The sequence below is a fragment of the Stenotrophomonas sp. 57 genome, assembly GCF_030291075.1.
Lineage (GTDB): Bacteria > Pseudomonadota > Gammaproteobacteria > Xanthomonadales > Xanthomonadaceae > Stenotrophomonas.
Genome location: NZ_CP127407.1, coordinates 4,402,682 through 4,414,992 on the forward strand (window position 1 = coordinate 4,402,682; position 12,311 = coordinate 4,414,992).

General features: G+C 69.2%; 7 protein-coding genes and 1 pseudogene. 5 read left to right on the forward strand and 3 right to left on the reverse strand.

The window, feature by feature from the left end:
- Positions 1–137: 137 nt before the first annotated feature.
- Genes recD through recC form a run of 3 tightly spaced genes read right to left on the reverse strand, consistent with a single transcriptional unit; the run spans position 138 to position 9,039 of the window.
- A complete protein-coding gene (recD, locus tag QP512_RS20180) occupies positions 138–2,018 on the reverse strand; it encodes an exodeoxyribonuclease V subunit alpha (protein ID WP_286070424.1) in 1,881 nt (626 codons plus the stop codon).
- Positions 2,015–5,695, reverse strand: coding sequence for an exodeoxyribonuclease V subunit beta (recB, locus tag QP512_RS20185; RefSeq protein WP_286070425.1), 3,681 nt, complete (start codon positions 5,693–5,695; stop codon positions 2,015–2,017). The genes recD and recB overlap by 4 nt, the downstream gene beginning before the upstream one ends.
- Entirely contained in the window at positions 5,692–9,039 is a 3,348-nt protein-coding gene (gene recC, locus QP512_RS20190) for an exodeoxyribonuclease V subunit gamma (protein WP_286070426.1), read from the reverse strand. The genes recB and recC overlap by 4 nt, the downstream gene beginning before the upstream one ends.
- A gap of 189 nt (positions 9,040–9,228) precedes the next feature.
- Between recC and QP512_RS20195 the strand changes: the two genes are divergently transcribed.
- The 5 genes and pseudogenes from QP512_RS20195 (at position 9,229) to QP512_RS20215 (ending at position 12,310) form a co-directional block, all read left to right on the forward strand.
- A complete protein-coding gene (locus QP512_RS20195) occupies positions 9,229–10,017 on the forward strand; it encodes an ATP-binding cassette domain-containing protein (protein WP_286070427.1) in 789 nt (262 codons plus the stop codon).
- Positions 10,017–10,766, forward strand: coding sequence for an MlaE family lipid ABC transporter permease subunit (locus QP512_RS20200; RefSeq protein ID WP_286070428.1), 750 nt, complete (start codon positions 10,017–10,019; stop codon positions 10,764–10,766). Before QP512_RS20195 ends, QP512_RS20200 begins: the two co-directional genes overlap by 1 nt.
- A gap of 59 nt (positions 10,767–10,825) precedes the next feature.
- A pseudogene (mlaD, locus tag QP512_RS20205) lies at positions 10,826–11,290 on the forward strand (outer membrane lipid asymmetry maintenance protein MlaD); the annotation flags it as partial.
- Positions 11,291–11,346: 56 nt separating this feature from the next.
- Positions 11,347–12,009 (forward strand): ABC transporter substrate-binding protein, encoded by a 663-nt coding sequence (locus QP512_RS20210; protein ID WP_286070429.1) that lies wholly within the window; start codon positions 11,347–11,349, stop codon positions 12,007–12,009.
- Positions 11,999–12,310: an STAS domain-containing protein gene (locus QP512_RS20215; protein WP_286070430.1), complete on the forward strand. Its 312-nt coding sequence runs from the start codon at positions 11,999–12,001 to the stop codon at positions 12,308–12,310. Before QP512_RS20210 ends, QP512_RS20215 begins: the two co-directional genes overlap by 11 nt.
- The last annotated feature ends 1 nt before the right edge of the window (position 12,311 follow it).

Consider the following 12,311-nt stretch of genomic DNA (forward strand, 5'->3'; position numbering starts at 1 on the left):
CCACGGCATGCGTGGATGAACGTCGGAATGATCGAAGTACGCTGTTGTAGAGTCGAGTCATGCTCGACTGCTTCTGCCTGGCGATCAGGTGAAGGGGTCAGATCCCGTTCCCGATGGGAACGGGATCCGACCCCCGTTCAGAACAAGGTGCCCTGCACGGTAGGCTGTTCGATGCGCGCCGGTGCTTCGGCCACCGCTTCCGCACCCAAGCGCCAGGCCAGGCCACCCAATCGACTGGCGTGGCGTTTCAATGCGGCCTGCAGCACCTCGGCACTGCCGGCCACATGCAGCACCTGGCGGGCGCGGGTCAGGCCGGTGTAGACCAGTTCGCGCGACAGCACGCGGCTGTCCTGGCGTGGCAGCTGCAGCCACACTTCGTCGAACTCCGAGCCCTGTGCCTTGTGTACGGTCATCGCGAACGCGCTTTCGTGCGCGGGCAACGCGGCCGGGTGGAAGGCACGTGGCTGCTCGACGGTATCGCCGGGGAACCAGGCCACCATCGCGCCGCTGCCATCGCGCAGGCAGATGCCGATATCGCCGTTGAACAGGCGGTGCCGGTAGCTGTTCTCGGTGACCAGCAGCAGGCGGCCCTGGAAGTAGCCTGGGGTGTTGCCGGCCAGTAATTGCTCGATGCGGCTGTTGAGCCCGCGTGCACCCTGCGGGCCCTCGCGCAATGCGGTAAGCACGCGCAAGCGGCCGGCCTGCTGCAGGGCAAGCACCGGATCGGCAGCCTCGGCCAACCCGCGCCAGTGCCCCAGCAGATGCTCGCGTTGGCCGCGCAACGGATCGGCTTCGCCTTCGTGGAAATGCACGCCCGCCAGCGACCCGCCGCGCAGCAGCTGCAATGCAGTGCTGCTGTCGCCCTCGCGCACGGCATGCGCCAGCGGCGCCAGATCCAGCGCATCGCTTTGCCGGTAACCACGTTGCAGCTGCACGCGGCGGCCGGCAAAGGCGCGAGGTGCGGCCTGGGGTAGCAGCGTGGCCGGCGCCAGCAGGCCATGCAGCGCCTGCGCGTCGTCGGCGCGGGTGCCAATGCCATCGCCGCTGGCACGCAGGATCGCGCTGAGCACGTCACCGGCTTCGACCGACGGCAACTGATCGGGATCGCCGAGCAGGATCAACCGGGTGCCGCTGGCAATCGCCTCGACCAGCTTGGCCATCATCGGCAGATCGATCATCGAGGCTTCGTCGACCACCACCACATCCACCGGCAGCGGATTGTCGGCGTGGTGACGGAAGCGCGGTGAATCCGGGATCACGCCGAGCAGGCGATGCAGGGTGGTGCCGGTACTGGGCAGTGCCGCGCACAGCGCCGGGTCCACACCGTTTTCCTGCAGCCGTTGCACGGCCACGCGCAGGCTCTCGGCCATGCGCTCGGCGGCGCGTCCGGTAGGCGCGGCCAGCGCCACCGCGGGCAGCGGTTGGCCGGCCTGCCGGGCCTGTGCCGCCAGCAGCAGCAGCAGGCGCGCGATGGTGGTGGTCTTGCCGGTACCAGGGCCGCCGGTGACCAGCGCCAGCGGATGGCGCAGGGTCACGCCGGCTGCGCGTGCCTGGTGATCTTCACTGGTCACTGCCTGCGGGAACAGCTGCGCAAACAACGGCGCCAACGCCGTCACGTCCGGCGCCGGCAGCGGATGCCGACCGATGCGCTGCAGGCCGGCGGCCAGCTGGCGCTCGTACTCGCGGTAGCGGCGCAGGTACAGCAGGCCGTTTTCCAGCACGAGCGGCGCGTCCTCGGCGAGGGCGTCGGACTGCTCGGGTGTCGCCACCCATGGCGATGCTCGCAGCTGGGCAAGCCAGTCCTGCGCATCCGGCCATTCCGGTACGCCCTCCAGCAGGCGCTGCGGCTGCGCCGGATCGAAACCGGCATGGCCCTGCGACACCGCCAGCGAGGCCAGCGCCGCCGCCAGCGCCACGCTCTCGGGCGTGTCGTCGCGCAGCCGCATCAGGCTGGTCGCCAACGCATGGTCGAGGGTGCGCAGCAGGCCCTTCCGGTGCAGTTCCTTCAACAGGCTCATGCGCTGGCTCCACGGGCACGCGCAGCCAGTTCGGCCTGGGCCTGCTCGCCACCGGCGAACAGCGCGTCCAGCGCATCTACCAACGCCAGCGGGAAACGATCCACATGCACGCCATTGCCGGCCGCATCCAGGCCGCGGCAGAACAGGTAGCGGATGCCGCCCATGTCGCGCTCGTAGTCGTAGGCCGCGCCCAGGCGGAAACGCAGCCAGCGATGCAGGGCCACGGTATAGATCAGCGCCTGCAGGTCGTACTCGCTGTGCCGCATGGCAATGGCCAGCAGGTCCGGACTGTAGCCGGGCAGGCGGTTGGACTTGTAGTCGAGCACGTACCAGCGCCCGTCGCGCACGTAGGTCAGGTCGATCATGCCGGTCATCAGCCCTTCCAGCCGGCGGCGCTGACCGAAGCCTCGACGACCACTGGAAACGCCGTGCGCATGCAGCACCTGCAGCAGTGCCGGCACGGTGGTCGGCTCGATGGCGAAATGGAAGTCGATTTCCGCGCGGCGCTCGCCTTCGGCCAGGCTGTACAGGGCGCCGCCTTCGGGCAGCGGTACGGTCAGCGTGTGGCCAACCAACGGCACCAGCACCGCCACGCCATCGTCCAGATCGACATCGGCATAGCCTTCGTCGTGCAGCGCCTTGCGCAGTACCTCGGCCTGCCCCTCGGGCGCTTCCATTCCCGGTTGCCAATCCGCCCATGCAGCGAAGTCGACGTTCTCCATGGCCTCATGCAGCACGTTGCCGAAGCGACTGCCCATGAAGCGCGGATCGAGCGGTGCACTGTCTTCGGCGGCCGCGGTGGGTTCCGGCAGGGCCGGTTCCAGCGGCAGTTCCGGGCCAGCCGGTTCGTCGGCCGCCGGTGCCGGCAGCTCGGTGGCGGCCGCTTCAATATCGTCGCCGGCGCCCGCATCGGCATGGGCCAGCTGGGTAAAGCTGTAAACCCACCAGTCATGCGGCACGCGCCGGGTCAGTGCACGCACGGCCGGAAGCTCACCTTCCACCTCGGCCGCCAGCTGCGGCAGCGTGGCCGGCGCCTCGCTGTCGTCGACATGTACATCGGCATGTGCGCGCAGCCCCTGCAGGTCACCCAGCAGCGGCGCCAGGCGCGTCCTGCCGAGCCCGGCCAGGTCGCCCACGGCGATCCACAGCGCGTGCTCGGCACGGGTCAGGCCGACATACAGCAGGCGTGCATCTTCGGCACGCTGCTCGCGTTCGCGCTGCGCCGTAGCTGCTTCCCAGGCCTCGTCCTTGTCCAGCTTCCAGTGCAGCTGGCGCTGGCCGCCCACATGCACCGTGCAGTGCGAGGCGGTGTTCGGCGCACCGCCGTCGATGCCGACGAACGGCAGGAACACCAGCGGGTATTCCAGGCCCTTGCTCTTGTGCAGCGTGATGATCTGCACGCGGCGCGCGTCCGATTCCAGGCGCAGCAGCTGCTGCTCGTCATCCTGGTCGGCGCTGGCCATCTTCCCCTGCAACCAGTCCAGCAGGCCGTGCATGCCCAGCGCCTGCGCGGAAGCTTCCTGCAACAGTTCACCCAGCTGCAGGTAGTTGGTCAGGCGGCGTTCGCCGTCGATCAGCGCCAACAGGCGCTCGCCCTGCGCAGCACAGACGTCGGCGATCACCGCGAACGGTCCGCCGCGCTGCCAGCGTTCGCGCCAGTGCAGCAGCTGTGCCTGGAATCCGCGTTGCAGGTCGCCCTCGCGTTCCATCGCCGCAATCGCGCTTGCGCGCTGGCCGAGCAGTACCGTGGCCAGCGCTGCGCGCAGGCGGCCCTCGTCAGCCGGTTGCAGTAGTGCCAGCAGCAGCGCACGGAGATCACGCGCTTCAGGCGTGGAAAACAGGCTCTGCTTGCCGGCTGCCACTGCCGGAATGCCGGCCGCGGCGAGCGCGCGCTGCACCAGGGTGGCCTCGCGATGCGAACGTACCAGCACCGCGATATCACCCGGCTGCACCGGTCGCCCGCGCAGCACGGCGTTGCCGGCCCGCGCATCGACCAGGGTCTGGTGGATGGCGGCGACGCACGCCTGGGTGGCCGCGTCACGGGAGGCGTCGGCACTCATTGCCTTGTCGCCACCACTGCGCAGCACGTGCAGGGTCAGCGCGATGGCAGCGCGGCCATCGCGCAGGTAATCCTCGTCAACGCGCACGCCACCGGGCCGCACCCGCTCGAACTGGATGTCGCGTTCGAGGAAGGCGTCTTCGCCGCCGTTGTCATACAGTGCCTGCAGCGCGCGCAGCACCGCCGGGCGCGAGCGGAAGTTCTGGTCCAGTACCGGCGCCTGCTGCGCCACCTGCTTGGCCTTCAGGTAAGTGTGGATGTCACCGCCGCGGAAGCCGTAGATCGCCTGCTTGGGATCGCCGATCAGGAACAGCGCCGGCGCCAGGCCGAGTTCACGCACCTCCGGCGAATTGCCGAACACGGTGTGGAAGATGCCCCATTGGCGGTCGTCGGTGTCCTGGAACTCATCGACCAGCGCGATGCGGTACTGCGCGCGCAGCTGCTTCACCAGTGCCAGCCGCTGCGGGCCTTCCAGGGCCAGTGCCACGCCATCGATCAGATCGTCGTAGGTCTGCACCCGGCGGGTGCGCTTCAGTGCCTGCAGGCGGTGCGTGGCTTCGTCGCGAAGCGCGTGCAGGAAATTCAATGCGGTGGCCCGCAGCCAGGCATCGCGTTCGGCCAGCAGCGCGACATAGCGCGCCAGCGGCACCTGCAACGGGGATGACGGCGTGCGCCCGGCGAATTTCTTGTTGGTCTTGGCGGCCAACGCCTCCGGCAGCAGCGCCGGCAGGCGTTCGCTGGCCAGCAGTTCGCGTGGATCGGCACGCTCGGCCCAGGCCAGCAGCTGCCGGCCCAGCGGGTGCAGCCAGCCCAGCTTGTACGACACGCCGTTGATCCACTTGTTGTCGACGGCATCGCAGAGGTCGATGAAGAACTGCTCGCCATGCGCGCGCACGCTTGCCGACAGTGCTTCCGCCGCGCTCTGCAGGGCCGGATGCGGATCGGGCAACGCCACCGGCTGCGGCAACGGATGCAGTGGCGGCGCGGCCAGCAGCGCGCGCAGATCGGCAGCCAGCGCGTCCGGGGTGGACCACAGCCAGGTCAGCGGTTCCAGCGTGGTCGGGTCGTTGGCATGCACCCGCCACAGGTCCGCCGCCAGCTCCTCCAGCAGTTCACGATCGCTGGCCAGCAGTTCCGGCGGGTCGAAGGTGTGGCCGCTCTCCAGCGCATGCTCGCGCAGCACGCGGGTGCAGAAACCATGGATGGTGAAGATGGAGGCCAGGTCGATCTCGTCGGCGGCCACCTGCAGGCGGCGCTTCAGTGCGGCGGCGCTTTCACTGCCCTCCTGCAGATGCCGCTGCAGCACCTCGCGGGTGAGACGCACGTCCGGCGCTTCGCCCTCGGCCGGTTCCAGATCGACCAGCCTCGCGGCCAGCGCCAACCGCTCGCGGATGCGCTTGCGCAGTTCCTGGGTGGCGGCGTCGGTGAAGGTCACCGCCAGGATCTGGCCGATGCGCAGGCCCTGCTCCACCACCAGCCGGGTGAACAGCGTGGCCAGCGTGAATGTCTTGCCAGTGCCGGCGCTGGCTTCGATGAGGCGGATGCCGTCCAGCGGCAGTGCCAAGTAAGGGTCGCCGACCATGGGCACGATCGGCTCGTCTGCGATGGCACTGTTCATGCGCCATTCTCCCGGCGTGATTCGGCCCCAAGCGTGCGGCCTTCGCGTACCGCGCTGAAGACCACCTGGCTGTTGCGCAGCAGGTCAGCATAGCTGGCATCGGTGGCGAACGGGTCTGCGCCGCGCAGCAGCAGCTGCCAGGCGTCGCTGCTGGATTCACCCCAGGTGCGGTCGCTGCCGTGCCATTGCTTCCAGCCTTCGCTGCGCTGTTTTTCTATCGGCGCGTTGTACAGCACCCAGCCGGTATACGGGGCAAAGCGCAACGGCTCGCGCAGGCCACGCTGGCGCAGCTGCAGCAGCGCACGCAGCGCCGCGCGCGCCGCCGGAACGCTCAATGCCGGAAGCACATGCGGGCCGGGGCCGGCGTCGCCACCATCGTGGAACTGCACCAGCGGCAGCGCGTCGCCAGCGGCGTTGGCCAGCAGCCAGTCCAGGCCCTGGCGGATCACCGCGTTGCCGTTGAGGGTGCCCGCGCGCAGGCGCACCAGGCCTTCGGGATGCCGATCGGCCACGCGGCCGTGCACGCGCACCCCGTCGATCTCCACTTCGTAGCGACGGCTTTCCAGTGGTTCGCCCTGCATCCAGCCCAGCAGCGCACTGGCATACGGGCGGGTTTTCAGCTGCTCCACCTCGAACTGGCGCTCGCCCAATGGACCCGACGGCAGCAGTCCACGCGCGCGCAGGCGCGGGTACAACGGCTCGGTATCGCCGCTGAGCGTGGCGCGTACCACCGCCGCCTGCACGCTGCGTTTTTCCGGCCCGCGCGACGACAGCACCAGCGGTTCCAGGTCATCCACCTCCTCGACATCGTCGGCCAGGCGCAGGCCCAGCGACTGTGCGAGGAACTGCCCGGCCGGGTCGCACAGGAAGCGGCGCAGGGTATCGAGCGAGACCTCCTCTTCCACCGCATCGTCGAGCGGCGGCGGCAACGGTGCATCGAACCATGGCTGCAGGCCACCGCGCTGGCCGGTCAGGCGACCGGCGGCCGGATGCCACTGGCGGCGATAGCTGAAGCGGCGTGGATCGCCATCACCGAACGCGGCTGGCGAGAACGGCTGCAAGGCGTGACGCACGGTGAAGTCGCGGACCGCCGCAGGCGGATCGAGGTGATACGCGGCGGCAGCATCGATCAGTTCGCTGACCAGCACCGACGGCTCACGCACGCTGCCATCGCGCGGGTCGGCGCCGAGATAGCTGAGATAGAACACCTCCTGGGCGGCCGCGAACAGCTGCAGGAACAGGAAGCGGTCATCCTCGCGGGTAGAGCGGTCGCCCGGACGGCGGCGCGGCGTATCCAGCTCGGCGGTGAGCTGGTTGAGACCGGCGGCAGGGTCGCGGCGCGGGAAATCGCCATCATTGAGACCGAGCACGCAGATCACCCGGAACGGCAGCAGGCGCATCGGCACCATGCGGCCGAAACTGATGCCACCGGTCAGCAGCGGTGCGCGCGTATCGGCCTCCCCCAGTACGCCGGCGAAGTGCGAACGCACCACCTCCGGCGGCACGCCGTCTTCGAAACCGGCCTTGGCGGCATCGTCGGCGAACTGGTTGAGCAGCTTGCGCAGGCGCTCCAGCGCGCGCTGGCTGTTGGGCGAGCTGGGCGCGGTGGGCAGCAGTGCATCCAGCAGCGACAGCAGGCGCTGTCGCCACTGCGCCGGTGTCAGCAGTTCGCCCAGGCGGCGCTGGTAGATGGCCAGCACCCGCAGCAGGCGCAGCAGCCGGTCCAGCGCGTCCAGCGCGCCGCCTTCCAGTTCGATCCACGGCGCCACGCCGGCCAGATCGGCCTCGCTGCCGGTGGCATGGCCGAGTACCAGCCGGTCCAGCGCGAACTGCCAGGTGTAGGCATCGTCGGCCGGCGCCTGATGCTGGTCGCGATGCCTGGCATCCAGTCCCCAGCGCGCACCGGCCTGCTGCAGCCAGCCGTGCAGACGGTCGAAGTCCACCGCTTCCAGCCCGGCCGCCTCGGCCAGCGGCGCGCTGGCCAGCAGATCCAGCACTTCGTTCAAGCCAAAGCGTGAGACCGGCAGGCCCAGCAGATGCACGAACACGTCGGCCAGCGGCTCGCCGGCCAGTGGGCTGCTGTCAGCCAGCGCATAGGGAATGTGTTCGTCGTCACCGCCGCGGCCACCGAACACCGCTTCCAGGTACGGCACGTACGGATCGATATCCGGCGCCAGCACCGCGATCTCGCGTGCCTGCAATGGCGGGTCGAAGCGCGGGTCCTGCAGCAGGCTGCGCAGCTGGTCGTGCAGCACCTGCAGCTCGCGCAGGCGGGTATGGCAGGCATGCACCTGCAGGCTGGGATCGTCGCTGCGCAGACCGTCGCGCAGCTCGCCCGAGGGCAGCGCGCGGCGGTGGAACAGATCGCGCTGCAGGCGATGCAGCAGGCTGTCGGACAGGCCGCCTTCGTCCAGGGTCGGCCGGGTGTCCTCCTCCGGATCGGAATAGGCGGCGATCTCGCCGGCCGGGTGCACCACTTCGTAACTGCCCAGCACCGCCATGAAGTCGCGGCCGGCCGCGCCCCAGGCTTCCAGCAGGCGGTTCTCGCCGGCCGCTTCGCCGAAGGGGTCCGGCGCGCCGCTGCGCAGGCGCTCGGCCAACGTCTGCAGGTCGCCCCAGTACGACTGCACCGGGGTGGGCATGTAGAAGTGCAGTTCGCCCACCCGTGCCTGGGTGGCCATCACCCGCAGCACATCGGGCGAGATGTTGAGCGTTGCGAACGCGGACATGCGCGGCGGCAAGCCCTTCGGCAGCGGCTGGCCAGCACCCTCGAACCGGTCCAGGTACTCCTGGATGCGCCGTGCGCGATAGTCGTGGCCTTGGGTGATGGTGCGCCACAGGATCGCCTGCGGATCGGCCGGATCGGCGCCGGCCGCCCAGCGCAGCAGCCAGTCGCGGCGCCAGGCCTGGTACTTCTCGAACACCGAGGCCAGCTCGCCGGCCAGCGCCCAGGGTTTCAATGCGTCGTCGCCGGCAAGGTAGGACTGCAGCGCGCGCATCGGTGGCTGCGCCAGCAACGCCGGGTCGCGGAGCGCCTGGTACAGCCTCCAGTGCAGGCCGGCGGCATCCAGGTCGTCCTGCTCGCCGCTGACATTGGCCTTCAGCGCGCGGGCCACGAACTCGCCCGGTGTGAGGAATTCGAGGTTGGCGGCGACACCGAACTCGGCGGCCAGTGTCGCTTGCAGCCAGCGGCGCATCGCCACCTGCGGGATCAGCACCACTTCCGGTGCCAGCAGCGGCTGGCCCGGCACCGGCGCACGCACATTGCGCGCCAGCAGCGCGGCCAGCACGTCCAGGGAGTTGGAATGGTAGAGGCGGAAATCGCTGCCTGGGTCACTCATCATGCACAGTGTGCAGGACGACAGGCAGTATTCAATGGTGGGCGCACCACCGGTACGGATTGTTCCGGGCCTCTGGCCGATTGTCCCGGCCTGCGCCAGGCCTTGTCGTGCAACAATACTGGACCGTCCAGTCTGCTTATGTTCAGCCGACGGGCCCGATCCTTCGATGTCTAAAAAACGTTAATGGTGCCCATGTCGGCTTCCACCTCCAGTCTGGTGCAGTTGTCCAACGTCCGCATCGACCGGAGCGGGCGCACGATCCTGCGCGACGTGTCGCTGCAGGTCCCGCAGGGCAGCATCACCGCCGTGCTCGGCCCGTCCGGCAGCGGCAAGTCGACGCTGCTGGCGGCGCTGACCGGCGAACTGCGCCCGGTCGCTGGCGAAGTCACCCTGTTCGGCAAGCCGATTCCGCATGACAGCAGTGCGCTGCTGGAGATGCGCAAGAGCGTGGGCGTGCTGCTGCAGGGCAATGGCCTGCTGACCGACCTGACCGTGGCCGAGAACGTTGCGCTGCCGCTGCGCACCCATACCCGCCTGCCGGCCGCCGTGCTGCGCCGGCTGGTGCAGATGAAGCTGCATGCCGTGGGCCTGCTGGCCGCTGCCGACGCCTGGCCGCGCGAGCTGTCCGGCGGCATGGCGCGCCGCGTGGCGCTGGCCCGTGCGCTGGCGCTGGACCCGCCGCTGATGATCTACGACGAGCCGCTGACCGGGCTGGACCCGATCGCCTCGGGGGTGATCATGAGCCTGATCCAGCGCCTCAACCACAGCCTGGGCCTGACCAGCATCATCGTCAGCCACCACGTGCACGAGACCCTGCCGATCTGCGACCAGGTGATCGCCATCGCCAATGGCGGCATCGTGTTCCAGGGCACGCCCGAGGCGCTGCAGTCCAGCCAGGACCCGCTGCTGCGGCAGTTCCTGCATGGCCAGCCCGATGGCCCCATCCCGTTCGATGCCGCGCCGCGCGCGAGGGTTGCCTGATGCCGTTCGTTCAAGCCACCCGTTCGCTGGGCCGCGCCGGCCTGTTCTCGCTGACCGTGCTGCGCGGTTCGCTGCCCACGCGTGATTTCCTGACCGAGCTGACCCGCGAGATCTACAAGATCGGCGCGCGCTCGCTGCCGATCATCGCCGTCGGCGGTGCCTTCGTCGGCCTGGTGCTGACCCTGCAGGGTTACCGCACGCTGACCACCTTCGGTGCGGCCGACGCGCTGTCGACGCTGCTCGGCCTGTCGCTGTACCGCGAGCTGGCGCCGGTGCTGACCGCGCTGCTGTTCATCGGCCGCGCCGGCAGTTCGATTGCCGCCGAACTGGGCCTGATGCGCGCCACCGACCAGATCAAGGCGCTGGAGCTGATGGCCATCGACCCGGTGGCCAAGGCGGTGGCGCCGCGCTTCTGGGCGGCGGTGCTGACCGTGCCGTTGCTGACCGGCATCTTCTGTTCGCTGGCGATCAGCGCCAGCTACTTCGAGGCCGTGCATGTGCTGGGCCTGGACAATGGCGTGTTCTGGTCGGCGCTGCGCAACAGCGTCGACTTCTGGGATGACTTCGGCGTGGCGATGCTGAAGTCGGCGATCTTCGGCGGCACTGCCGCGCTGGTTGCCGCCTACGTTGGTTTCCACGCCGAGCCGACCATCGAGGGCACCTCGGTGGCGACCACCCGTGCGGTGGTCAACGCCTCGCTGCTGGTGCTGATGTTCAACTTCGTGCTGTCGGCAATGTTGTTCACCTAACCCCTCCACCGGCGGTGCGCAGGCGCGCGCGGCCACCACGACTCGATCAGGTAATCCACATGGCCATCCGCGGTCCCAGACTCGAATTCTCCGTCGGCGCTTTCCTGCTGCTGGCCCTGGCCTCGCTGATGGTGCTGGCCGTGGCCTCGACCAACCAGCGCTGGAGCTGGGGCAGCGACGGCTACGAGCTGAAAGCACGCTTCTCCCAGGTCGGCCAGCTGCGCAAGCAGGCCCCGGTGAAGATCGGCGGCGTTACCGTCGGCCAGGTCGCCTCGATCGACCTGGACCCGGTGAAGTTCGAATCCATCGTGACCCTGCGCATGGACAGCAAGGTCAAGGACCTGCCGGCGGACACCTCGGCCGGCATCTTCACCAGTGGTTTGCTCGGAGAGAGCTATATCGGTCTGCAGCCGGGCGGTGATCCGGACGTGCTGAAGGCCGGCGACGAGATTGTCTTCACCCAGCCAGCCGTGGACCTGATCCAGCTGGTCGGCAAGTACATGTTCAGTGGCGGCGCCGGTGGCGGCGCAGGCCAGAAGCCCAACGATGGCGCGCAGGCGCCTGCAACGGAACCGCAACCATGAAGATGAAACTGATCCCGGCCCTGCTCGCCTCGGCGCTGCTGGCAGCTACGCCGCTCCTGGCCCAGGCCCAGGCCGCCGCCCCCGCGGCGTCCGCGACGCAGGGCCAGGCCGGCAAGGTGGTGATCGATGCCAGCAGCCGCATCCTGTCCACCCTGCAGCAGCGCAAGAGCGAGTTCACCAGCAACCCGGCCAGCCTGCGCAGCTACATCGACAGCGAGCTGACCCGCACCTTCGACCGCGACTACGCGGCGCGCCTGGTGCTGGGCCCGCACGCCCGCGGCGCCTCCGACGCGGACATCAAGCTGTTCGCCGATGCCATGGCCGACAGCCTGATGCAGCGCTACGGCTCGACCCTGCTCAACATCCAGGGCAAGCCGAGCTTCCGCCTGAAGGGTGAAAGCCCGTTGCCGGGCAACCGCGGCGTGCGCGTGAGCACCGAGCTGGTGCGTGCCGGCAACGAACCGACCCCGGTCGAGTACTGGATGCGCAACGTGAACGGCCAGTGGAAGATCTTCGACGTCAACATCGAAGGCATCTCCTACGTGCAGACCTTCCGCAACCAGTTCGATACCCCGCTGCGCCAGAAGGGCATCAAGCAGGTGGCCACCGAGCTGCACAACGGCAGCATGCAGGCCGGCCCTGCGGGCAATGGCAAGTAACGCGCTGGCGCTGCTGGAAGGCGACACCCTGCGCCTGCGCGGGGTACTCGACCGTGCCGCGGTGATCGCGTTGTGGCCGCAGCTGCAGGCCCTGCCGGCAAAGCTGGCACGGCTGGAGCTGGGCGAGGTCGAGCGCGTGGACAGCGCCGGCCTGGCCCTGCTGGCCGAACTGGCGGCACGTGCGCGCAAGGCCGGCCACCCGCTGGCGATCTCCGGCGCGCCGGCCGGCTACAACGAGCTGAGCGCGGCCTACCGGCTGTCGCCCGACCTGGATTTCAACGCAACTTCTGCTGCGAGCTGAC